Annotated in this window: 19 protein-coding genes; 13 read left to right on the plus strand and 6 right to left on the minus strand. The window is 57.6% G+C overall.

Translation table 11 applies throughout. The features are described from left to right. Nucleotides 1-8 precede the first annotated feature (8 nt). From C1719_RS05465 to C1719_RS05480, 4 genes are all read left to right on the plus strand, one after another. On the plus strand, nucleotides 9-1,253 hold the full coding sequence (locus tag C1719_RS05465; RefSeq protein ID WP_146007845.1) for an MFS transporter: 1,245 nt from the start codon (nucleotides 9-11) through the stop codon (nucleotides 1,251-1,253). 234 nt (nucleotides 1,254-1,487) lie between these two features. Next, a complete protein-coding gene (locus C1719_RS05470) occupies nucleotides 1,488-4,049 on the plus strand; it encodes a molybdopterin-dependent oxidoreductase (protein WP_102374202.1) in 2,562 nt (853 codons plus the stop codon). 27 nt (nucleotides 4,050-4,076) lie between these two features. Continuing rightward, complete coding sequence (locus tag C1719_RS05475; RefSeq protein ID WP_102374199.1) at nucleotides 4,077-4,418, plus strand: 4Fe-4S dicluster domain-containing protein; 342 nt, start codon at nucleotides 4,077-4,079, stop codon at nucleotides 4,416-4,418. A gap of 87 nt (nucleotides 4,419-4,505) precedes the next feature. Continuing rightward, on the plus strand, nucleotides 4,506-6,020 hold the full coding sequence (locus C1719_RS05480) for a helix-turn-helix transcriptional regulator (RefSeq protein ID WP_102374203.1): 1,515 nt from the start codon (nucleotides 4,506-4,508) through the stop codon (nucleotides 6,018-6,020). On the opposite strand, the gene C1719_RS05485 is transcribed toward C1719_RS05480, so the two are convergent. From C1719_RS05485 to C1719_RS05505, 5 genes are all read right to left on the minus strand, one after another. After that, the gene (locus C1719_RS05485; RefSeq protein WP_102374204.1) at nucleotides 6,017-6,457 is read right to left on the minus strand and encodes an acyl carrier protein; all 441 of its coding nucleotides are present in this window, start codon (nucleotides 6,455-6,457) and stop codon (nucleotides 6,017-6,019) included. The genes C1719_RS05480 and C1719_RS05485 overlap by 4 nt on opposite strands. 115 nt (nucleotides 6,458-6,572) lie before the next feature. Next, entirely contained in the window at nucleotides 6,573-8,096 is a 1,524-nt protein-coding gene (locus C1719_RS05490) for a hypothetical protein (RefSeq protein WP_102374205.1), read from the minus strand. 143 nt (nucleotides 8,097-8,239) lie between these two features. After that, nucleotides 8,240-8,686, minus strand: coding sequence for a SufE family protein (locus C1719_RS05495; RefSeq protein WP_102374206.1), 447 nt, complete (start codon nucleotides 8,684-8,686; stop codon nucleotides 8,240-8,242). Between the two features lie 222 nt (nucleotides 8,687-8,908). Next, nucleotides 8,909-10,471, minus strand: coding sequence for a hypothetical protein (locus C1719_RS05500; protein WP_102374207.1), 1,563 nt, complete (start codon nucleotides 10,469-10,471; stop codon nucleotides 8,909-8,911). A gap of 268 nt (nucleotides 10,472-10,739) precedes the next feature. Further along, entirely contained in the window at nucleotides 10,740-12,347 is a 1,608-nt protein-coding gene (locus C1719_RS05505; RefSeq protein WP_102374208.1) for a PucR family transcriptional regulator, read from the minus strand. A gap of 155 nt (nucleotides 12,348-12,502) precedes the next feature. Here C1719_RS05505 and C1719_RS05510 point away from each other — a divergent pair, with 155 nt between their 5' ends. From C1719_RS05510 to tig, 6 genes are all read left to right on the plus strand, one after another. After that, a complete protein-coding gene (locus C1719_RS05510; protein ID WP_102374209.1) occupies nucleotides 12,503-14,971 on the plus strand; it encodes a molybdopterin-dependent oxidoreductase in 2,469 nt (822 codons plus the stop codon). Nucleotides 14,972-15,043: 72 nt separating this feature from the next. After that, nucleotides 15,044-15,385 carry a 4Fe-4S dicluster domain-containing protein gene (locus C1719_RS05515; protein ID WP_102374199.1) on the plus strand — a complete coding sequence of 114 codons (342 nt, stop codon included), beginning with the start codon at nucleotides 15,044-15,046 and terminating at the stop codon, nucleotides 15,383-15,385. Between the two features lie 361 nt (nucleotides 15,386-15,746). Next, on the plus strand, nucleotides 15,747-18,113 hold the full coding sequence (locus C1719_RS05520; RefSeq protein ID WP_102374210.1) for a molybdopterin-containing oxidoreductase family protein: 2,367 nt from the start codon (nucleotides 15,747-15,749) through the stop codon (nucleotides 18,111-18,113). 2 nt (nucleotides 18,114-18,115) lie between these two features. Continuing rightward, complete coding sequence (locus C1719_RS05525; RefSeq protein WP_102374211.1) at nucleotides 18,116-18,607, plus strand: 4Fe-4S dicluster domain-containing protein; 492 nt, start codon at nucleotides 18,116-18,118, stop codon at nucleotides 18,605-18,607. A gap of 34 nt (nucleotides 18,608-18,641) precedes the next feature. Next, nucleotides 18,642-19,076, plus strand: coding sequence for an FKBP-type peptidyl-prolyl cis-trans isomerase (locus C1719_RS05530; RefSeq protein ID WP_102374212.1), 435 nt, complete (start codon nucleotides 18,642-18,644; stop codon nucleotides 19,074-19,076). 441 nt (nucleotides 19,077-19,517) lie between these two features. Beyond that, nucleotides 19,518-20,816, plus strand: a complete 1,299-nt coding sequence (tig, locus tag C1719_RS05535; protein ID WP_102374213.1) for a trigger factor — start codon at nucleotides 19,518-19,520, stop codon at nucleotides 20,814-20,816. A gap of 120 nt (nucleotides 20,817-20,936) precedes the next feature. Here tig and C1719_RS05540 read toward each other — a convergent pair whose 3' ends face one another. After that, on the minus strand, nucleotides 20,937-21,578 hold the full coding sequence (locus C1719_RS05540) for a DUF2284 domain-containing protein (protein WP_102374214.1): 642 nt from the start codon (nucleotides 21,576-21,578) through the stop codon (nucleotides 20,937-20,939). Between the two features lie 243 nt (nucleotides 21,579-21,821). On the opposite strand from C1719_RS05540, the gene C1719_RS05545 reads away from it, so the two are divergent. The 3 genes from C1719_RS05545 (at nucleotide 21,822) to C1719_RS05555 (ending at nucleotide 24,565) form a co-directional block, all read left to right on the plus strand. Further along, nucleotides 21,822-22,460, plus strand: coding sequence for a corrinoid protein (locus tag C1719_RS05545; protein WP_102374215.1), 639 nt, complete (start codon nucleotides 21,822-21,824; stop codon nucleotides 22,458-22,460). Between the two features lie 81 nt (nucleotides 22,461-22,541). Next, nucleotides 22,542-23,543, plus strand: coding sequence for a uroporphyrinogen decarboxylase family protein (locus C1719_RS05550; RefSeq protein WP_102374216.1), 1,002 nt, complete (start codon nucleotides 22,542-22,544; stop codon nucleotides 23,541-23,543). A gap of 32 nt (nucleotides 23,544-23,575) precedes the next feature. Then, entirely contained in the window at nucleotides 23,576-24,565 is a 990-nt protein-coding gene (locus tag C1719_RS05555; RefSeq protein WP_245874379.1) for a uroporphyrinogen decarboxylase family protein, read from the plus strand. Nucleotides 24,566-24,581: the final 16 nt, after the last annotated feature.

The raw sequence follows: 24,581 nt of genomic DNA on the forward strand, positions 1-24,581 counted from the left end.
TGTTTTCCGTGTCTGAAAAAAAGAAGGGCATCCATTATGCATGGCTGGTGATGATCGGGTGCTGTTTTCTCCAGGCGGGCGCTTTAGGCGCGATTATGAACTCCGGTGGTATTTTCTTTGTTCCCATCTGCGATGATCTTGGGTTTGATCGCGGGGCGATCGCTCTGTACTTGACGTTCTACTTCATTGCGACGACGTTTACGTATCCGCTTGTCGCAAAGTTTCTGCCGAAATGGAACTTTCGCGTATTCCTCACCGTGTGCTTTTTGATCATCGCTGCTACAGAGGCATGCATGGGGCTGTTCACCGAATTATGGCAGTGGTACGTAGCGGGAGTTGTTCTTGGGGTTGCTGGAGCATTGGTGTTTGTCGTGGCGTCGACAGTGCTTATCGAAAACTGGTTCGTCGAAAAGCGCGGCACGGCACTTGGCATCGCAATGTGCGGATCGGGGATCGGCGGGGTCATCTTCCCTATGCTCGGCACCTGGTTGATCGAGGTTGTCGGCTGGAGGATGGCGTACCCGACTATAGCCGTCATTATCTGCATCATAGTGCTGCCATGGACCATGTTCGTATTCAGGCTAAACCCTTCTGAGCTCGGATTGAAGCCTTATGGAGCCGAAAGGGCCGCCGAACTCGAGGCCGAGGCGAGCCATGCGAAGGGCATGCCGGCGAAAAAGGCGATCGTTACGTTGGCTTTCGTATGCATCTTTGCCTATGCCGGGATAGAAGCCCTGTTCAGCGGTTACAACAATCATCTACCTGGATTTGCCGAGTCACTCGGCTACACAGCTGCTTTCGGGGCTGGCATTCTCTCCTTGGCACAGCTTGGCTATACGGTTGCGACTCTTGTTATGGGGTGGGTTACCGACAAGATTGGCGTTGCTGCTTCTACGTACATAACTCTTGGCGTTACAGCTGCATCGTTGCTTGGTTTCTCTTTCCTTCAAGACGAGGTTCCCCTGATGGTGGCTGCATTCGTATTTGGGATGAACTCCGTCATCATCACGATTTCGGTTCCAACGCTTATTTCGGATATTTTCGGCAAGAAATACTTCGCGCAGATTCTTTCGTATTCGCGCATGTCGGGGATCATAGGCTGCTTCGGTGCTGCTGCGGTCGGAGCATGCTATGACATTACGGGAAGCTACGTGGGGTCGTTCGTAGCCGGCATCGTCATACTCGTCATCTGCGCCATTCTTGTGGGGGTTGCGCTTACGCAAAAGAAAAAGATCAGGATGCAGTGGGAGTAACGGCTGTCGCGGCGATTCGTCGATATTTGAATGATTCTGGAAAACCGCAGTTCAGTAGCTAAGTCACATCGGCTGATATGCGGTTTTCCCGCTTCATACCGTGGGTCTATGACCGTGGTGGGAACAATCAGTCTCGTATTTCGTAGATGTAGCAAGATCGGGCAATGGAAGTATCGCCGCATGCCTGTACCATGTGCGCCGTCGAATAAAAGACAAGCAAGATAGGGAGGAATCATGGCTGATTACCAAGAGTTTCTTGACGGAGTGGATCGCGAGGCGTACCACGAAGGGGAATGGCGGTGGGAAGAAGACGGGTACACCGTCACCCGCACCTACCATTATTCGCCTCCGGGTTGCCATACGTCGTGCGGTATTCTTCTTTATACGAAAGACGGAAAGGTCGAGCGCGTCGAGGGAGATCCTCTCGATCCCTGCACGAACGGCAAGCTGTGCATAAAGTGCCTGACGCTCGACGAGTCGGTGAACCATCCCGATCGCCTGAAATACCCCATGCGGCGCGCGGGCGAGCGCGGCGAGAACAAGTGGGAGCGCATTTCGTGGGATGAGGCGTACGACGAGATCGAGGCGAAGGTCAAGCAGATTTGGGAAACCGACGGCGGCAACGCCATCATCTGCGTGCACGGCACGGGCCGCAACATCAACTGGCAGGTTCCGTTTTTCGGGCAGGCGGCGCTGAAGACGCCGAACATCTCGACGTTCGGATTCACCGGATTCTCCTGCTACATGCCGCGCATCTGCGGCTCCATCGCGCCGTTCGGTGATTTTCCGATCGTCGACGCTTCCGAGACCCATGAGGACCGCTACAACAATCCCGAGTGGGTTCCGCCCGAGGTGCTCGTCGTTTGGGGCAACGAGCCTTTGGCTTCGAACGCCGACGGCTACATCGGCCACTGGCTCGTGCAGTGCGTGCAGATGGGAACCAAAATCATATCCATCGATCCGCGTCTGACCTGGTGGGGCGCTCGGGCCGAATACTGGCTGCAGATTCGGCCCGGCACCGATGCGGCGCTCGGCTGCGCGTGGTTGAACGTCATCATCGAAGAGGGCCTCTACGATGCCGATTACGTGGCTTCGTGGTGCGCCGGCTTCGAAGAGCTGGCGGAATCGGTGAAGGACACGACTCCCGAGTGGGCCGCTCCCATCTGCGATCTCGATGCCGATGACATCCGCGCTTCGGCCCGATTGTACGCAAGCGCCAAGCCGGGTGCCATCCAGTGGGGCCTGGCATTCGATCAGCAGCTTTCGGCCATGGCTCTCTGCCTTGCCGGATGCGACCTCATGGCGCTGTGCGGAAACGTCGATGTGCCCGGCGGCAACATTCTCGTGCACAACGCGTTCGAGATCAATGCGGGATACGCTTCGGGCGAGCATCTGACTCCCGCCGAATGGCGCGCTAAGAAGCTCAACAACAACTTCGCGCTTTCGGTCGAGGGCGGCGATTTCGTTGCCCATGCGAGCTCGGATGGCTTGCTGCAGGCAATCGAGGACGGCTTCCCGTATCCGATCAAGATGATGTGGATACAATCGTCCAATACGCTGTCCTGCCCGAGCCAGGACGCACCCCGCGTGATGAAGGCCATGCAGAACATACCGTTCATCGTGAACGCCGATCCGTACGTGACGCCGACGTCGGTGGCGCTTGCCGACATCATCCTTCCCGTGGCGATGAGCGCCGAGCGCAATTCGGCTCGCACGTGGTGGTCGCCGTGCCGCGCCATGGTGAAGGTATCGGATTTCTACGAAGCCAAATCCGACGAGCAGATCATCCTGGAGCTCGGCAAGCGTTTGAACCCCGAGGTGTTCGATCAGTGGGAGACCGATATCGATTGGCTGAACTGGTATCTCCATGACGGAACCGGATCGTTTTCCGCGACCACCGAGGCAACCGACCAGGGTGGCGCCAAGAACTCGGGCAAGACGCTCTTCACGGCATCGTGGGACGAGCTCGTGCGCGATCCGAGCATGCTGGGCCACAGCTACGACGAATTCAACGCCACCTACAACAAGGCCGAGAAGGGGATGTTCCGCCCCGACGGCTCGATCGGCTACGGAACGCCTTCGGGCCGGCTGGAGCTTGCGCCCATGCTCTACCAATACTGGGGCTTGAGCACGACGCCGTTCCACACCGAACCGCCCGAGAGCCCGATCTCGACGCCGGAGCTCATGGCGGATTACCCGCTGATACTCACCTGCGGCGGCCGCTCGTTCGAGTTCTTCCATTCCGAGCATCGCCAGCTGCCGACGATGCGCGAACTGCACCCGCAGCCGCGTGTACTCGTCAACCCGGCGACGGCCGAGAAGTACGGCATCCAGGATGGGCAGTGGGTCTGGATAGAAAACGACCATGGCAGGTTCAAACAGATAGCCAAAGTGTCGCCGGTGGTCAACGAGAAGACGGTTCACGCCGAACACGGTTGGTGGTTCCCCGAAACCGAACCGTCGGCTCCCTATCTGTTCGGCACGTTCGAATCGAATCCGAACAACTGCACCAAGGCGTTCGTGACGGGGCAGGGCGGCGTCGGGTCGCCGATCAAGGGAATGATCTGCAAGATCTATCCCGTGCGTGCAGGGGATACGATGCCGTATCAGCAGATCGCCGAAACGGGCAACTTCCCCTGGTATGAAAAAGTGGAATCGCCTCGCCAGGATGAAATCGACCGCTTCCATGCGGCGCTTGGGCAGGGCATGGAATACGACGTTATGTCCAACCAGCTCATCGATCCGTCGACGGGCGAGCGCACCGATCTGAAGACCGGCGCCAAGGTTGAGGCGTAGCGGGGACAAGGCGAGGAGGAACAGACAATGACCAAGGCGATTCTCATCAACTACGAGTACTGCACGGGCTGCCATTCCTGCGAGGTGGCCTGCAAGAAGGAGCTCGGGCTTTCCGCCGGGGAGTTCGGCATAAAGCTCACCGAGACGGGCCCCTACGCCTACGGGGGCAAGGCCGGCCCGGACCGCTGGGAGTGGACGTGGCTGCCCGTGATCACCAAGGCCTGCGACATGTGCGAGTCGCGCACGGAGAAGGGCAAGATGCCCATGTGCGTGCAGCACTGCCAGGCGTGGTGCATGTACTACGGGGAGGCCGACGAGCTCGTCAAGAAGATGGACGGCCAGACCCGCTGGGCGCTCTACACCAGGTAGAATAAATCAGGCGCTCGGTTCCAGATACCGGGCGCCTGCCTCTTTTGCTTCAATATAGACGAGCGGCGATTCTGCACGGGGGTAGTGATGGCCGAACATGGAAAAGAGACGACCGCCTTCGGCATGTCTGCCGAAGGCGCCCGCATGCAGGGGCTCATTGTGGGGTGTCTCGGGTATGGATTGTTTCTCAGCTGGATGTGGATCGTGTACTTCAGCAATTTTGCGGTGTCCCATGCAGGTATGGATGCGGGTCATGCTTCGCAATTGCGGGTGATAATGCTTGTCGCGCTTGGCATCTCTCTGCCGGTTCTCGGCATATGCGAGAGATTCTTCGTTACGCGCAAAGGGATTGTGACGTCCGCTCTCGCATCGGTTGCTCTTTGCCCCCTTGCATCGCTTGCCGCTTTGGCGTTTCCTTGCGAATGCGCCGACCAATGCCCTCTTTTTTGCCAATGCGCGGCGATGGTCGTTCAGGAGGTCTCATGGGCTTTATCGGGGATCGGCTATGCTTTCCTCATGGTTTACTGGGTTTGGTTTCTCGTGGCTTTGGGAAAAATGACGAAACACTCGATCATCATCGCATCGACCATGGTCGTCTCGTCCGCGGTCTTCTTTTCCGCCACTTTGCTGCTTCCCGCGGTGTCTGTAGCCGTCCACGCGCTGCTGCCGGTGCTGTCGGTCCTCTGTTCGATGTTCTCCCATCGGCGTCTGGCGGTCACGACCGAGGGAATCGCAATCAAGAAGACGATGCCCTCGGTTGCTTCCGATTCTGCAAACGCGAAATTGTCGAAAAGAACGTTGACGATGACTTGGTTTTCGGGGGTTGCGCTCGGGTTTTGTGGGCATACGGTGACGACGAGCTTTTACGCTGTGTGGGCCGACGTGCTCCTCTCGGCCCTTTTCGTCGTTGCATCGCTGGTTATGCTTTTCATCGTGAGGCGATGCGGGGGGTATCGCTACGGTGACCTTTTATGGCTTTATGTGCCGATAGCAACGTTCTGCCTTATTCCCATGTGTCTGGTTGGCGGCATGGGAAGAGCTTTCTTTGCCTGCGTTCTCGTCGCTGCATTGACTGCTTACAGCTTCGCTGACCTTGATGTGCTGGTAAAAGACATGGCAAGTGCCGCTCCCCATATTACTAAGGTGATGGCGTTTGGCCGGATTGGCAACGTTGCCGGGCTCGCCGTAGGGTGGCTGGTCGCTGGTTTTGCCTACGGGATGGAATCAGTGGTTTCCGATGCGTTTACCGTAGCCTGCCTTGGGCTTGTGCTCGTATTGGTCGCTGCTTCGACGTACGTGTTTCGGGGATCGGGTTTTCTCGCATCGCCGACCGTCATCGAGAAGACGGCGGATGATCGATACGAGCGGCAGTGCGTTTTGTTCGCCGAAAGATACGGGCTGACCGAGCGTCAGCTTGACGTGCTTCGGTTGCTTGGTCGCGGAAGGACGGCAACGACCATTCAGGACAAGCTGTTCATTTCGGAGTCGACGGCGAAAACCCATATTTACAACATATACCAAAAAGTCGGGATTCATACGCAGAGGGAGTTAATGGATCTGCTCGACGATACGAATCCCGAAGCTGCCGAGGCGCAATCCTAGTCGTTGCTTTCGTATAGGTGGTAAAGCCGCTCGATGAGCTCGGAGATTTTGGTTATCTCTGCTGCTTCATCGGGAGTTACGGAAACGCCCAGATCTCGGTTCAGGGCCATGATGAGCAGTATCTTTTTCGTCATGACCGCTGAGGTTCCTCCGCATTTCGCTTCCATGTCGATGCTCGAGAGTTCGGGAATCGATACGCCGAGAGCGCGGGCGAGGTTCATCTGCCCGAGGACGTTGAGAGAATCGGGCATCTCGTCTTTCGGCTCGAGGAGCATTCTTGTACGGATGTATGATCTGACGGAAGCGTCGAACTCGTCTGCCGAAGGACGCGGTTTGCTCTTCAGGGTTTCGGCGATTGCCTTGGCCTTTTTCTCGGCCTCTTCGTAGCGCAACTCAAGCGCCCTGTCGCGCCGTCCCGGGCCCATGTTGTATTCCACGGATCCTCCTTGTCTGGATTGACGAATTCTTGGTATAGAGAGTGTGTTTGGTTTTGCAGTCCGCCGGCGAGCGGAGCCGCTGGGGTTCCGCTCGCATCGCGTGCAGGTTCTGCGATTAGTCGGTGAACTCCACGTATTCGATCTTCATCATATCGGCAAGAAGTTTCAGGTCTTTACGGTAGTCGCCGTATACCAAAGCGGTGTGGTCGCCGAATTCGTTTTGAGCCATGAAGGCGGCATCGCGGTCTTTGAGCGGGAAATAGGGACCCTCGGGGCATCCGTAGCGATCGTAGCCGGTGCCGCCGACGATTTTCGATTTGTATACGAGCATCTTCGTTCCAGCGGGGTTGAAGCGCATCATGGTCACATCTTCGCCGATGTGATCGTTGAAGTCGTAGCGGATCGTGGCTCCGAAGCCGGCGTTCGCGGCAAAGGGGCCGACGCCGTATGCGTCGTCCTCGGCGTCGAAGCCATGCATCTTGCGGTTCGGCGTTGCATGCCACGTGCAGTACAGCTTGTTCGGGTATTCGTCCATGCACTCATGCGGAGCGAACCACATGGCTCCGTAAATTTCGTCGTCTTCGATAACCACGGGCGTCGTGTTCGACTGATAGGGCGCCTTGTGGGACAAGCACATCATGACCACCATGGCGTGCAGCGCGTTCATGTCGCCTTCGCAGGCGGAGGGAATGCCGGCTTCGTTGTTGAGCGAATGGCCGAGGCAGAAGGTGACCTGTTCGTGATTCAGGCGCGTCGTAGCGCAGCATTCCTTGCATTGGGCGGTGAACGAATTGCATCCGAAATGCTTCATGAGCTTGCGCGTCAAAACGTTGAAACGGACGGATTTCAGAAGCTTATCCCGTTCCATGAACACGTCTTTCGCTCCGGCGATCAACTCGTCGGCAATCGCTTCCGCTTCCGCTTCTTCCTCTTCGGTGAGGTTATAGGCTTTTCTCTCGGGCAGCGTATGGTTGTTGTATCCATCGGTTTTGTCGAGCTGGTCGATGACTTCGTGAAGGTTGATGGATCGAGCCGATACGCCGAAGTCTGCAGCCACGTCGAAGTCGTCGGTAAGGTACAGGTTCGATTCATGGCGGATCATCTTAAGGGTGCGCGTGTGGGCAAGAGCCTTCATGACCTTGATGCAGCGCAGGCGATCGCGGACATCGTCCCAGTACAGCGTTGCGTATACGTTGTCATATCCTCGGTTGTGGGCGTCGCAGACTTCGGACATGGTGATGGCGCCCGTGTCGGTGTGGATCAGGATGGGGCAATCGAAGTGCTGGTAGACTTCGCGTACCCAAAACGGCATCGGGTTGCCGTCGAGCAGAATCGCGTCGAACCGTCCCTTGAGCGCTTCTATTTCTCCTATGGTGTCCTGAAGCAGATTGAATTCGTCGGAATTCGCCGCAAATACCGTGTCCATGAGCTCGATGTCCGGCCCTGCGAGCTTCTCGACGATCTTCTCGTTGAAGGCTTTGAGCCCGGTTGCCGCCGCCATTTCGTCGAACTCATGCGTCAGCTCATCTTTGTTTCCGAATCGGCATGGGCCCTCGTACGCGTAATCGTGGATGAGCGCGCCGAAGACCGGCAAGACGACGCACTTCTCATCGATGGGGCGCTTGAATGATACGTCCATAGGTGAAGCTCCTCTCGTATTCTTTTGGATGCGGTTTGCATCCCCTTGCTTGCCACCTTAAGCAATGGCGCACGCGGATGCACCGAAAGCTGAGTGCGAAATCGGGCAATTTTCGACATAGCACTCTCAGTGCGAGGCGGTTATCAGGCGTTATCGTTGTTTTCTGATCGCAGGGCCCTCGTTTGGCACACAATGGTTTCGAACATGGCGCCAAGCCCCTTCGTTCTTTGCGAGTCGAGGTTTTGCTTTAACATGGTTTTTGAAACGAAATCTATATCGGCTTCGAGAACGGCATCGGGCGGCTGCCCATCGAATACCCTGACGAGCAGACCGGCGAGTCCTTTGACGATGAGCGCTTCGCTGTCGGCCTTTATCCTGACGAGTCCGCCCTCGAGTTCGACGAGTATCCATGTTGCCGATTGGCAATCCGCAACGGCTACGGCGCGTTTCTTTTCTTCGGCCGTAAGGGCGGGGAGGTAAAGCGTCGAATCGATGAGGTAAGAATAAACAGACAGCCAGTCATCGAAGGATGACAGGAGCCTTACGATATCGGCTTCTCTTTCGGCGATAGCCGATTGCTTGTCAGTCATGGTTTTCCTCCTTGGCTCTCGGTCGGACGCTGTTCATCTGACTGATTTGGCCCGGAAAGGCCTTTGCGTGTGCGGTCCGTCTCTGGTTGCGACGCGTCTATAGCGGCGAACGGCAGTATACGGGCAATGTCCCGGCGAGTCATCGTACTCTCAATGCCGTTTGAAAAAGCACCCGGTCGATTGCCGGGTGCTCCAGGTTTCGTTCGTGTTGTAATCGATGCTTTACTCGCAGGTGAGGATCTCGAGTCCGAGTATGTCGGCGAGCTTGCATGCGTTGTCGTATACATCACCGTAGACGAGGGGAATATGGTTTCCGACTTGCAGGGAGCACTCGTAGAACCTTCGTGCGTCGGCGACTTTGAAGAAAGCGCCTTCCGTGCAGTTTTCGTCTTTGTATCCGATGCCCGATACGATGGTGCCGCGTGCAATGAATATCTTCTCGCAAAGCGGGTCGAATCTGCACATCGTTACCGTCTGTCCTTTGTCGTTGTTGAAGTCGTACCGGATGGTCGCTCCCCATCTTCCCCCCATGGCGAAGGGGCGCAGCGCGTAGGGCTCGCGGTCGGCATCGAAGCCTTTGAGCAGCCGGTTCGGGGTAGCGTGGAAGGTGTAGGCGATGTCCTTGACGCCTGCCATGGTGTCCGAGGCGTCTGCATACGAGTCTTTGTTGAGAGTGAGCAGAGGCGAAACTTCGGGGTTGCGGTTGCCGTTGGTCTTCCCGACCGACGTGTTGCCCATGTAGGGTGCGCTGAAGGAGAGGTTCGACAGCAGAACCATGGAGACAAGCGCCGAAATATCGTATTCGCAGGCTGAGCAGACTCCGTTTTCGTTGTTGAGCGAGTGGTTCAGGCAAAGCGTGAACCTTTCTTCGTTGAGCCGCCTTGTTGCGCACATGTCGGGGCAAGGGGCGGCAAAAGCGTTGCATTCTAGTTTTGCAAGCAATTTGTTGACAAGGTAGTTTGCCCTGACCGACGGGTAGACATCCTCGGGTTTCATGTCGCATTCTTCGGCGCCCGAGATCAATTCGTCTGCGATTCTCTTGATTTCCGCTTCGTCCTCGTCGTTGATGTTGTCGCAGAGACGACCCGGGAGGGTGGGGTTGCTCATGGGGTCGACGTTTTTGGTCTGGTCCATGAATTCGTGCAGGTTGTAGTATCGGAACTGGACGCCGAGTTTTTCGGTGACGTTGCTATGGTCGTAGAACGAGTCGAGAGCGCTGAGCGAATTGTTGGAGTTCGCTCGCGGGATGCAGAGCACGCGGGTTTTTGCGAGCGCCTTTCGTGCGCGGAGCACCTTGAGCCCATCGATGGCGCTATCCCAGTCTATCCAGCTGTATCCTTCGAAACCGCGAGGGCGCAGGGCCGCCATGAGCCCGGAATCATTGCAGCACTGCAGAACGGTTGCGAGAGGCTTTCGGTAGGTTCGGGCAAATTCAAGGGCGAAGTCGATTCCGAAAGGATGGAATTTCAGCAGGTATACGTCTGTGTTCTCGACATCGCCTGCCATCTCCGCGAGCAGCTCGTCGGTGACGGGGAACGTTTCGTCGCGCTTGATGACGACGGGGTCGACGATGTTGACGAACGGCAGTTTTCCGAGTCTCTCTTGCACTTCGTCGACGAACTGCTTGTGAACCATCGAAATCGACATCATGTCGAAATCCTTGGTCAGCTCGTCTCCCTTGCCGAATCGGCATGGACCCTCGAATACATACTCGTGGTATACGGATATCGTTACCGGTCGTATGTTGATTTTGATGTCTTTGCCTTTTTTGATGTCGAATTCCATGATCGTTCCTCGTCCTTTCTGCGTTCGTAGCGCCTTCGATTGGTTTGCCTGCGGATCCCGAGGAAGGGTCGGCTAGGGCGATCCAAGCGGTACCCTTGCGACCTTCTGGCCCGTGATTGCTCTGGGGTCCGTCGCAAGATTCGTTGCGGGCATTGTATGAAAGAGGCTTTGTCCTTTTACAGAGCAAAAGAACCGAAAAGAAAGGAAAAATTCAATGATTTTGACATATCAAAAGAGTGTTTGAGATGGGATTCGAGTGCCTAGCCGTCTATTCGGGCGAGTACAGCGAATACTCGAGCATGATCTGCTGCCTGACGTTCGGGTCGTCAAGGTTGAATCCGAATCGATCTTGCATTTTCTCGATGCGGTAAAGCAGTGTATTGCGATGAAGGAAGAGAGCTTCGCATGCTGCGCTGACCTTGCGCTCGCAGATGAGGTAGAGAAATAGCGTCTTGAGGTCATTCGTGCCGTGCTGCTCGTCGAAAGCTGCGATCTTGGGCACGATTCCGTTCTGAACGCAGTATTCGACAAGATGATTGTTCGTACGTGCGGTTTCGGCGATGTAAGAGGGGAAATACGCATCGAATCGATAGATCGGCGAATCTTTCTTTTCAGAGTAGCGAGCGGCAAGCGATTGCCGGGGGCTCAAGGCGATTTCAATAGCGTTTTTCGATTGCTGGAACGCAAAGGCGAAATCGGTTATGTTGGAGAAGCGGTTGGATACGCCGATCGAGCAGGGATGGGTTTCGGAAAAGGCGAGAAGCCGCCGCTCTTCGGCTGCGGGATTCGTTTCGTGCGTATAGAGCATGAGCGCGTAAACGCCATGGATGCCTATGTGGCATCCGGGAAAGGCTTCTTTGAGATGGTTCGCATAGTAAGGCAGCAGCTTGTTTTCCCGGCTGTGCTCTTGGAATTTGAAAGCTACGAGCAGAAACGAGCCGGCCTTCGGGATTCCCGTGCTTTCGAGACGGTCCGCAAAAGCTTTTTCGTTCTGGGGCTTATGGGCTATGAGATCCCCGAAAAGTCGGGATGGCTCCTGTTCCTGGAGGAACCTTTCGTTCCAGTCGCGTTTTACGCAGTATTCCATATGCTCGACGAGGAGCTGGAACGCATCTACAAGGGCTGCGGTAGGGGGAATCACGTTGCAGTGCATGTTGACGTGGATGAAGTAGTTTCCCTGGATGCGGAATACGTAGTCGAGCACTTCATGCGCAGTAAGCTCCGACGCGGGCTTTCGTTCGATTTTGGTTTGCGTTTCCCAGTCTTTGGCGACGCGGTACTTTTTGAACAGCTTAACGGTTTCGGGAGAATGGACGCCTGATTTGATCAGGGATCGGGCGACGGGATCCTCGATGGGCGTGTGCCGAGAATATGCAAGCAGACGGAATTCGGAATTCGATACGGAGATGAAGTTTTTCAGTATCGGTTCGCTGCGATCGATGAGACTTTGGTAGTCTCCTCCGTCGAGCACGGCGTTTTTCATGCTTCTCGTCCAGGAGTTTATCGAGAAGAACAGATGCTCTATTCGATCGAACGACGAAGAGACGGGCTCGCTGCTTTGCAGGACGATGACCTGCGATTGCAACGAGCGAAGGGCGGGGGAGACGGACGGTTCGCTTTGGATGCAGAGGACGAAGTCCTTTTCGCGTGCAGCGGCGAACGATTCGGCTGCTGCGGCTGATCCGCAGTACAAAATCAACTCGTTTGAGGAAAGGGCTGCAGTGCTTGCCGGCGTTTTGCTTGCGTCGGCGTCTTGGTCGAAGCTGCTTTCTCCCCGAAGGAAGGAGATATGGGCAAATCGTTTAGTCATGCGGGGCGGTGCCGATAGAAGCCGGCATCCGTCAAGATGCTCCAAAATCATGTTGAGACTTACCATCGTGATTCCTTCGATGCCGATATAGTAAAAGTACCGAAATTATAGTTGTTTTTCAATAATAATGCCATATTTAGCATGCCTTTTGCTTTTTACAATGGGCGCAGCCGGAGAAGGGCGCTTGCCTTCGGCGTGCGAGACGAAGCGAAAGGAGAACCATGGCTTTTGACTACAAGGGTTTTTTGGAAGGTGTTGACGAGGACGCTTACCACAAAGGGGAGTTCCAGTGGGAGGAGGACGGGTACACGGTTACGCGCACGTATCATTATTCCCCGCCCGGCTGCCACGACTCTTGCGGCGTTTTGCTGTATACGAAAGACGGGCGGCTTGAAAAGGTAGAGGGTGATCCGTTCGATCCGGTCGCCAACGGCAGGCTGTGCATGAGGTGCCTGAACCTGACCGAAGCGGTCAATCATCCCGACCGCGTCAAGTACCCCATGAAACGAGCCGGTGCGCGCGGGGAGAACAGGTGGGAGCGCATATCGTGGGAAGAGGCCTACGACATAATCGTAGACAAAGTGAATTACTTCAAGCGCGAATTCGGCCCCGAATGCATCGTCAACATACACGGAACGGGGCGCAACATCAATTGGCAATCGCCGTTTTTCGGTAACGCCGCGCTGCAGACGCCCAACACCTCGACGTTCGGGTTCTCGGCTTTCTCGTGCTACATGCCGCGCATATGCGGCTCGATGGCTCCTTTCGGGGATTTTCCGATTGCCGACGCTTCCGAGGGTCATGAGGATCGCTACGGCAACCCCGATTGGAAGGCTCCTGAGGTTATCGTGGTATGGGGAAACGAGCCGCTTGCTTCGAACGCGGACGGGTACTTGGGTCATTGGCTTGCCGTATGCGTGCAGTTGGGCTCCAAGATCATTTCGATAGATCCTCGTCTTACCTGGTGGGGTGCGAGAGCCGAGTATTGGCTGCAGATTCGGCCCGGCACCGATGCTGCTTTGGCGTGCGCGTGGATACACACCATCATCTCCGAGGGCCTCTACGATCGGAACTTCGTTGACTGCTGGTGCGCCGGCTTCGAGGAGCTTGCCGAGTCCGTCAAGGATGCAACTCCCGAATGGGCTGCAGAGATATGCGACCTCGACGCCGACGACATCCGGGCATCGGCGAGGCTCTATGCTTCGGGAAACAACTCGGCTATCCAGTGGGGACTTGCGTTTGACCAGCAGCTGTCTTCCATGTCGCTTTGCCTTGCCGCATGCGACCTTATGGCTATCACGGGCAATTTGGACGTTCCCGGCGGCAACATCCTCGTTCGCAACGCGTTTGAGATCAATGCGGGGTATGCGACGGGTGAGGAGTTCGTGCCTCCGGAGACGATGGCCAATCGATTGACGGCATCGAAGACATGGGAGAGGAAATCGGCCGACATCGTCGCAGCGGCAGATTCTGATGCCTTGACCTACGCGCTCGAGCGCGATGAGCCATATTCCATCAAGATGCTGTGGATTCAGTCGTCGAACACCCTGGCTTGCCCAGGCATGGACGCGCCCCGTTTGTACGAAGCAATGAAGAAAGTCGAGTTCGTCGTTAATTGCGATCCCTTCATTACGCCGACATCGGTCGCCTTCGCCGATATTTTGCTTCCCGTCGCGATGAGCCCCGAGCGCAATTCTGCCCGTACGTGGTGGACTCCCGTGCGCACCATGACCAAGGTTTCGCAGTACTACGAGGCGAAATCGGATGAAGAGATAATCGTTGAGCTTGGTAGGCGCTTGAATCCGAATGCTTTTCCGTGGGAAGACGATATGGGAATTCTCGACTGGTATCTTCATGATGGCACCGGTTCGTTTTCGGCATCGGCTGATGTTGCGAAGGAGTCTGGCGCTGCCTTTACGGGGGCTACGTTGCTCAAGAAGAGCTTCGAGGACATCGAGCGGCAAGGCGGATACGAATACTGGGATTGGGATGCTACCTACAAAAAATACGAAAAAGGGATGCTTCGTTCGGATGGCCAGCCCGGGTTCCAGACGCCGTCGGGTCGCGCTGAGCTGGCGCCGTTGACGTATCAGGCTTGGAACCTCCACCCGACGCCGTTTCATGCCGAGCCACCCGAGGGCCCGTTGTCCACTCCCGACCTCATGAACGAGTACCCTCTCATTATTACAACGGGCGGCCGCTCGTTCGAGTTCTTCCATTCCGAGCATCGCCAGCTGCCGACGAGCAGGGAACTCCATCCTCAGCCGCTTGCGATGATCAACCCCGAGACTGCCGAACTGTATGGCATCAAAGACGGCGATTGGATCTGGATCGAAAACGAAGGGGCTCGCTACAAGCAGCAGGCGAAGCTGTTCGTCGGCATCAAGCCGAACACCATCCATGCCGAACATGCCTGGTGGTTCCCTGAAACGGAAGGGGCGGAACCGAATCTGTTCGGTACGTTCAGCTCCAATGCAAACAACTTGACGCGCCCGTTCGTTGCAGGTCAAGGCGGTATCGGTTCTCCGATTAAGTCGGGCATCTGCAAGATATACAGGGTGGAAGAGGGCGACATCGATTCAAGCGTTCAGGTCGTCGAGAACGGCGGGTTCGGCCGTACATACGATCTCGGCGCTAAATACGAGGCTGGCAATTACGACAAGGATTTCTATCCGCGACACGGTGCGTAGCGAGCGGCGGTCGGGCAACGCTGCGCCGACCGCCGTGTTTGCGCGTAAGCCTTTCCATAGGAGGAACAGACAATGACCAAGGCGATTCTCATCAACTACGAGTACTGCACGGGCTGCCATTCCTGCGAGGTGGCCTGCAAGAAGGAGCTCGGGCTTTCCGCCGGGGAGTTCGGCATAAAGCTCACCGAGACGGGCCCCTACGCCTACGGGGGCAAGGCCGGCCCGGACCGCTGGGAGTGGACGTGGCTGCCCGTGATCACCAAGGCCTGCGACATGTGCGAGTCGCGCACGGAGAAGGGCAAGATGCCCATGTGCGTGCAGCACTGCCAGGCGTGGTGCATGTACTACGGGGAGGCCGACGAGCTCGTCAAGAAGATGGACGGCCAGACCCGCTGGGCGCTCTACACCAGGTAGCGCTTCCCGTCGTTGCAGATGGGATTTCGGCTGACGTTTTGGACGGAATGCAGCGAGCCTCACCTGGATCTCGGGCATTCGTGACGGATCGGATTTTCTGGGGTCCGATGTCGTTTTCGGAAAGGAGCCATTGTCTTAGCCTTTGGGAACTAGGGGGTAGAGAGCTTAGACCCCTTATACCCATTGCGTTTGCGCCAAAGGCTAGTCTTTCTCTGTTTTCCCAGATCAACCATCATCAATTATACAGTACGGGCAAGAATACCCCGTTGGGTACGGCGACAGTGCGCAACGGTGCGCGCTATCCTTTGCCCGCAACGGCGCTTTTACGCGTTTCAGGACGAGAACGAGGAAGGATGTGACCATGAGCGAAGACGAGTTCTATAAAAAAGCCGAAGTTGTCAAGCTCGACACGCTTTCGGATGTCAACGACATCGGCAAGCCGTGGCGCTACGAGGAGGATGGGCTGACTGTCACGCGCACGAGTCCCTGGTCGCCTCCGGGATGCCACCCGGTGGGCTGCGGCCTTAAGCTTTACGTCAACGACGAGGGCCGGCTGGTCAGGGTCGAGGGCGATGAGAACAATCCGGTCACGCAGGGCCGTCTGTGCCCGCGGTGCATTGCGCTGAAGGACTACATCTACAATCCGGCGCGCCTGCTGTACCCGATGAAGCGCGACCCGAAGGATCGCGGCAATGCGGATGCGTGGGAGCAGATCACCTGGGACGAGGCCTTCGATATCATTAAAAAGGAGTATGATCGCATCACGGCCGCATACGGCCGCGAGAGCATCGTGGTCTTCGCGGGCACCGGCCGCGAGGGCGGCACCTTCGCGCCCTACGGCACCATGTGCTTCGGAACCCCGAACTTCTGCTATACGCAATCGGGCTACGCATGCTATACGCCGCGTCTGGCGGCGATCGCCTACATTGCGGGCACGACGTATCCCGAGTGGGATTACGCCGGAGCCCTTCCCGGACGCTGGGACGACGAGTGCTACGAGCTCACCGAGTGTCTTGTCGTCTGGGGCAAGGCGCCGCTCGAGTCGAACCCCGACGGCTTTTTCGGGCATGCCGTGATCGATGCGATGCGTCGCGGCACGCGCCTGATCGTCATCGATCCCCGCGTCAACTGGCTGGCGACCCGCGCCGACATCCATTTGCAGCTGCGTGCGGGCACCGACACCGCCATGGGCATGGCGTGGCTCAACATCATCATCAACGAAGATCTGTACGACCATGATTTCGTGGAATACTGGTGCTACGGTTTCGAGCAGCTGGCCGAGCGCGTGCAGGAAATGCCGCCCGAGAAGGCGGCCGAGATATGCGACGTGCCGGTTGAGAAGATATACGCCGCCGCCCGCATGTACGCCCAGGCGAAGCCGGCGGCGATCCAATGGGGCCTCGCGGCCGACCAGAAGACCGACGGCATGCAAAACGGTCAGGTGACCGTCGATCTGATGGCGATCACGGGCAACCTTGACGTTCCCGGCGGACAGATCCTTCCCGGTACCGGAGCCGGTCACAACGAGTCGGGCTTCGGGTTCGAGAAGGGCGTCGGCGAAGAGCTCCAGAAGAAGATGATCGGCCTCGATCAGTATCCCGCATACTGCATGATCATCCTGAACGCCCATGCAGATCTCATGCTCCATGCGCTCGAAACCGGCGATCCCTATCCCATCAAGATGGGCTTCTACGCGGGCAACAACCTCATGAGCTGCACCTCGATGGAGCCGAAGCGCTGGCACGACGCCATCGTCAAATCCCTCGAATTCTGCATCGGCTTCGACACCTTCATGAACCCGTCGATCGAAGCGTCCTGCGATATATTCCTGCCGCTTTCGACGGTGGCCGAGCGCGAGGGAACCGTGTTCACCCACTATGCTCCCTGCACCGTAACCGCCGGCTTCATGCACAAGGCGATCGAGGTGGGCGAGACCATGACCGACTTCGAGCTGTGCTACGAACTCGGCCGCCGTTTGCGCCCCGAAGTCTGGGAGGAATTCGATACGGCCAAGGAGTTCATGGAGGCGCTGCGCCTGGGCCGTCGCGAGCAGGGACGGTATTTCGATGAGGTGTCCAAGAACGTCGTATGCCAGATTCCCGTCGATTACTACAAGTACGAGCGGGGCGAGATGCGCCAGGACGGGCAGCCCGGCTTCGCAACGCCGACGGGGCGCGTCGAGCTGTGGTCGACCGCGTTCAACCAGTTCGGCGACGACCCGCTGCCGTACTTCCTCGAACCCGAGTTCGGTCCTGCGAATCCCGAGCTTATGAAGGAATACCCCTACATCCTCACCACGGGCGCGCGCACGACGGCGTTCTTCCACTCCGAGCATCGCCAGATCGCCTACCTGCGCGAACTCAACCCCGATCCTATCGTCGAGATCAACCCGAAGGTTGCCAAGGACCTGGGCATTACCGACGGCCAGTGGGTTCGCATGTGGAGCCCGTTCGGCGAATGCGTTGAGAAGGCGCGCATCACCGAAACCGTCGACGAGAAGACCATCCATGCGCAGCATGCATGGTGGTTCCCCGAAGAGGACGGAAGCGAGCCCAATCTCTACGGAAACTTCCGCTCGAATATCAACAACCTGCTTCCCAACGACCACTACGGTAAGCTTGGCTTCGGCGCTCCGAACAAGTGCCTCGTATGCAACATCGAGCCCGTTTCCGAAAGCTACGACACCGACATGGATCTGATCTGGGAAAAATTCGGAAAGCTGGTGTAGCTATGGCAACCTATGGACTATTGATCGATTACGAATACTGCACGAACTGCGGTTCGTGCCAGGTCACCTGCAAGGAAGAACATGCCTATCCGGTGGGGAAGACGGGCATCAAGGTGCTCTCCGACGGGCCGTGGAAAATCGATGACGAGCACTGGAACTGGAATTACTTTCCTGTTCTGACCGACCTGTGCGACCTGTGCGCCGAGCGCACGGCGGGCGGCCGCGAACCGATGTGCGTGCATCACTGCCTGTCGAACATCATCACCTACGGGCCGGTCGAAGAGCTTGCGAAGAAGCTCGATGAAAAGCCGAAGCAGTTCCTGATGGTGCCCCAGTACAATCCCATCGCCGCCAGGGGAGAGTTCGTGCCGAGCGGAAAGCAGAAGCACCAAGCCGCCCATATCGAAGTGCAGGGCACGGGCAAGGCGTCGTATGCCGTCCATCGACACGATACCAAGGTGGGCGAAATCGACGAAACCGAGGAACTCGGCTAGCAAGCATGCGGATAGGAAGCGATAGGCGGTAGACATGGACGACAACAGCAGAATCGGCAAACTTGCTTCTATTCGATACAGGGGCGGCGTCAAAGGCGAGGAGCCCGCTGACGATCGTTCGAGCGGAGAGCCCCTGACCGTCATGCTCGGCGATATGAGCCTGCCGCGAGGCATCGAGGAGGCGGTGCTCGATATGCAGGTTGGCGAGCAGCGCACGATCGACATACCGTGCGAGAAGGGCTACGGGGAGCATCAGGACAAGCTTGCGAACTGGTATCCGAAGACGATGGTCGATGGTGGCTACGACCTCGCTGTGGGCGACGTGATGTTCTGGACGAACCAGGAAGACGGAAGGCGAATGCCCGTCTGGGTGACCGAAATGACCCAGGATGCGGTTAAGCTGGACTTCAACCACCCGTTCGCCGGGAAAACGCTTACCTACTGGATCGAACTCGTCGATTTGAAGTAGGCGATCGACGTGTGCTACCCCTGTACCCAGTGCGGTCGCTGCGGCAAGTACGACGAAGCGAGTCCGTATTACACGCCTCCTGCAAAGATACCGTGCTTCGGATGCGGTGGCGAGGTCGACCCTTCGACGGGGAGGTGTCCGACGTGCGGGAAAGCCGCTTTCGAACCCGCAGGGGCCCGTCGGGGCGAGGATGGCGAACCATCGCCGTCGCGCGGTGATCGCTGACGCGGAGAAAAGGAAGCCGGAGCCCTGGGGCTCCGGCTTCCTTTATGGGAGCGGAGATTGGGTGCGGCTTGGCCGGAAGTAGCCTATTTATCGAAATGAACTCGCCGCGGCTCCCGTTCTGCGATACAATCCACAAGGAGCAACAGGGGATTGCGATGGAAAGCGGTGTGGCTTTCGCGCAAGCCATGCGAGATACGTAAAGACGAGGAGCTATCGATGAAGGTAACCGAAAAGAAACTGGACGACGGCAGGATTCAGCTTGAAGCCGTTGCGACGCCGGAAGAGGTCGATCAGGCGCTGAATGCCGCAGCATACGGCTTCGCTCAGCAGATGAACCTGCATCCCGTGCAGGGAAAGACCATCGAGCAGATTGTGGAAGACCAGCTCGGCATCAAGGATCTCGCATCGATCGTGGAGCCTCAGACGACCGAGATGCTCGTGCCGTTCGCCATCGACAAGAAGAACATCATCCCCTCGTATCCTCCGAAAGCCACGGCGAAAAGCCCCCTCAAGCGCGGACAGAGCTTCACGTTCAGCCTGACGGTTTCTCCCCGTCCCGACTACGAGCTCAGCTCGTACGACCCCGTTTCGATCACGGTTGCGCCGTTCGAGATCGATCCTGCCGAAGTGGAAAACGAGATCGCGCGCATGGCCGATCAGTTCGCAGAATTCGTGACCGATGATCCCCATCCCGTTCAGTCGGGCGATCACTGCATGCTCGCCATCGAGGCCACCAAGGACGGCGAACCCATGCAGGGCCTGACGACCGACGGCCGCACCTACACCGCAGGAGCGGGACTCATGCCCGACGGGTTCGACGAGAACGTCATCGGCATGGACGTAGGGGAGACCAAATCGTTTACGTTCACGGGCCCCGGTCTCGACGACAAGGGCAACCAGATCGATGAAACCATCGAATGCACCGTGACGGTGAAGGAGATACAGAAGCGCGTGATCCCCGCCATCACCGACGAATGGGTCAAGAAGAACATGCCGCTGTACCGCGATGCCGACGCGCTTCGGGGGAGCATCAAGGACCGCATCGAAAAAGGCCGCATGAACGAATACGAGAACTACAAGCGCCAGGTTGCGGCATCCGAGCTCGCAAAGCGTTTCTCAGGCCGCATCGCCGACGAGGTGTACGAGGCCATGCAGCAGACGATGCTCATGAACATGCGCTCCGAACTCCAGCAGCAGGGCATGACCTTCGAGCAGTTCGTCGAGCAGAACGGCGGCGAACAGCAGTTTAACATGATGCTCATGATGCAGATCCGCGAAACGCTCGTTCAGGGCTACGCTCTCGACGCGCTGTTCCGCCACGAAGGCCTCGTTGTGACCGACGAGGATCTCGAAGACGCCTGCAGGCTCATGAACCCGCAGAATCCCCAGATGGCCCGTCAGCAGATGGAGTCGTCGGGCCGCGGATTCGCGCTGCGCGAGATCGCCGAGCGCATGAAGGCCAACAAGTGGCTGCTCGATCACGCCGAGGTGACGATCGCCGAGCCGCAGAAGTAGATTCTCGGGACCAGAAGACGGCCGTCTGTGCGGCGAGCCGTGTCGCAGCGCTTTTCAAGGCCGACGGGAGAAAAACCCGTCGGCCTTTGCTTTTGCGCGCCCAGCCCGTGTTTGCGGTTGCTACCGAAGCACGCAGCTCGTGTAAGCGATGGTTCCTTTGCCGTGATAGTAGGGGATATTGGCGGACTCGCATACTTCGGAAACGACGAGCCCCGCCGCTTCGACGGAAACGAAGGCTTTGTCGGGGAACCTGCAGGCGGCATCGGGGTAGGTGCATGACGGGCACACCGTGCAGCCGCCTGCCGCGAGGAAGAGAAGCGCGCCTTCTTCCCGTTTTCGACCGTCTGCCGATCCGAAAGCAGCGTCTTTCTCCAAGGGAGCGCCCAGGATGTCGCAGGCGTTTCGGGCGAACTGCGCAAACCTTCTTTTGTGGAGCGCTTCTGCCTCCTGCATGCCTTCGATGTCGAATTCGTCTTCAAGCGTTGCGACCGTTTGGACGACGAGAGCGGTTTCCTTCGAGGCGATTGCTTCAGCGAACGCATCGAGGCTTCCGCATGCGGGCGGGCACACCCAGCTTCTGTCGTAGGCGCGGCAGCGATCGGCGGCGCACATGTCGCGGACTTCGGGTTTGACAGACAGGCGCGAGGCGGCTGTCGCTCCCACCGCTTCGAACCCCGCTTCGCGTGCCAGTTCCATGAGCGCATCCGAGGATTCGGTTTCGCTGTTTTCGAGAAAAGGTTCTCTGTTTTCGATGCCGTCCATGCATTCTCCTGCCGCTGTTTTTTCGGGTTGCGAGCATATTAGCACCGAAGTCTTAGGAGCGCATTCGGCGTCGGATTCGATTCTCCAAGATCAGCCTTCACGCCTCATGTTTCCTACGGCTCCGCTTCCTAAACTGCTCGTAGTGTTTGAACGGTGCGCGGCGTGCAGATCGCGTATACCCGCTTGCGTGGGAGTGCTTCTGCGTGCCGTGCGAAAGCGCAATTCGAGTTGTAAGGAGAATCGATGTCTATCTACGACGATATTTCAAGCGCGGTGCAGCGCGGCAAGAAAAAAGAGGTCAAGCCCCTCGTGCAGCAGGCGCTTGACGAAGGTTGCGATCCGATCAGGATTCTGAACGAGGGCATGGTTCCCGCTATGACCATCATCGGCGACAAGTTCTCCGCCGGCGAGGTGTTCGTGCCGGAAATGCTCGTGGCTGCACGTGCCATGGCTGCGGGCACCGAGATCCTGAAGCCGTTTCTGGCTGCTGAAGGCGCGGAGCCCGTGGGCAAGGCCGTCATCGGCACCGTCAAAGGGGACATGCACGATATCGGCAAGAACCTTGTGCGCATGATGATTGAATCCAAAGGCTTCGAGATCACCGATCTGGGTGTGGATGTGGCTCCCGAGCAGTTCGTGAGCTTCTTGCAGGAACACGACGATATCGACATCGTGTGCTGCTCGGCGCTGTTGACGACCACCATGCCCGAAATCGCCACCACCATCAAGGCGATCGAGGAGGCGGGCCTGCGCGATTCGGTGAAGATCATGGTTGGCGGCGCACCGGTTACTCAGGCATTCGCCGACGAAGTGGGGGCCGATGCCTACACCGCCGATGCCGGCGCCGCCGCTGCAAAGGCCGTCGAGCTCGTACAGAAATAAAGTCAGCCCCGGCACCGGTTTTCAGCCGGTGCCGTTTGCATGCGCATCGCTTTGAAATCAAAACAAGAAAGGCACTTGACTATGGATATGCAGAAATGGGTCGCTGACCTCATTGCCGCAGAGAAGAAGAAGCCCCTGCCGGTTGTGTCGTTTCCGGCCATTCAGGTGATGGGGATTTCGGTTAAAGATCTTATCGAGGATGCGGGATTGCAGGCCGAGGCCATGAAGATCGTGGCCGACCGCCTCGATACCTCGGCGAGCGTGTCGTTTATGGACCTGTCGGTTGAGGCCGAGGCGTTCGGCTCCGAGATACGCGTTTCGGACGAAGAGGTGCCCACGGTGGTCGGCTCCATCGTGGACGAGGATTCCGATCCCGACGACCTCGTGGTGCCTGAGGTGGGCGCGGGCCGCACGGGCCTCTACGTCGAGGCCATCCGCCGCGTCGTGCCGCTCATCGATGACCGCCCGGTGCTCGCTGGCGTTATCGGCCCCTTCTCTTTGGCCGGTCGCCTCATGGACGTGAACGAGATCATGCCCCTGTGCTACGAGGAGCCCGAACTCGTGTCCGCTGTGCTCGATAAGACCACTGATTTCATTATCGCCTACACCAAAGCGTTCAAAGAGGCGGGCGCTGACGGCGTTGTCGTGGCAGAGCCCATGGCTGGGCTTCTTTCCCCGGATCTTATGGGCGAATTCTCCACCCCTTACGTGCGCCGCATCGTTGACGAAGTGCAAGATGAGGCGTTCGCTGTGGTCTACCACAACTGCGGAGCATCCGTCGTGAAGGCCCATGAACAGGTTTTTGCAACCGGAGCGGCCGCGTATCATTTCGGCAACGCCATCGACATGGCGGATATCATGCCGCTCGTTCCGGCCGACTGCGTGGCCATGGGCAACATCGATCCGGCCGGGGAGATCAAGAACGGTACCCCCGAAAGCGTGCGGGCGGCGACGACGGCCCTTATGGAGTCGTGCGCATCGTATCCCAACTTCGTGCCTTCGACTGGCTGCGACGTTCCGCCGATGGCCCCCTGGGAGAACATCGAAGCTTTCTTTGACGCGGTCGACTCGTTTTACAAATAATTATCGGAGCAGGGTGGAAAGGAACGATATCGATGGAGATGACTCCGAGAGAGAACATGATGGCCATTTTCGCAGGGGAGCAGCCGGCGTATTACAACGACTTCCAAAGCGCCGTCAAGATCATACTCGATCCGGTTTGGATGAGCGATTCGGTGCCCGAGGACGGCCTCGAGCACAAGGATTCGTGGGGTACGGTATGCATTCGGGCGATCGGCTCGCCGGGCAAGCATCCCCACGTGACGCTCGAGAACGCGGTAGTCAAAGACATCGAGGAATGGAAAAGCCAGCTTGTCATTCCGTCGTACAAGGACCTTGACTGGAGCAAGGCCGAAGAGCAGGCTGCAGCGGTCGATCGCAGCCAGTACTTCGTCGAGTACTTCTGCGCACAGGGTCTGTTCGAGCGATCCCATTTCCTCATGGGAATGGAGGATGCGTTTTGCGCGTATCTCGAAGAGCCCGAGGCGATGATGGAGATGCTCGAGGCGATTGCCGAGTACAAGAAGGCCGTGATCAAGGAAGCGGCCTTCCACCTGCATCCCGATGTCATTTTCTTTCAGGATGACTGGGGCAGCAAGCAGAATCTGTTCTTGCCGCCTGACACCTGGCGCGAGATGATCAAGCCGCTTCAGGCCGACATCGCCAAAACGATTCACGAGTGCGGCATGTTGTACGTGCATCATGCCGACTGCATTTGCGAACCCATCGTCGAGGACATGGTGGAAATAGGAATCGATATCTGGCAGGGCGTCATTCCCCAAAACGGCATCGTGTCCATTCAGGAGCGCACGGGCGGCAAGCTGGCGATGATAGGGGGCATCGACGGTCCTGCCATCGATGATGAAAGCACCCCTGACGAGGCGATAATCAACGAGGTGCGCCGTTGCGTGGATACGTACTGTCCTGCCGGCAGGTTCTTCCCCGGCGCGCCCGCACCGCTTTTGCGCAAGCGAAACAGCGATGTTCTGAACGCCGAGCTTGATTCGTACGGTCGCGAGTGGGCCGAAAAACATCCAATCGCATAAGCAGAAGGCCCGCTTC

Origin of the sequence: Raoultibacter massiliensis, assembly GCF_900199545.1 — a bacterium.
In the GTDB taxonomy this organism is placed as follows: Bacteria; Actinomycetota; Coriobacteriia; order Coriobacteriales; family Eggerthellaceae; genus Raoultibacter; species Raoultibacter massiliensis.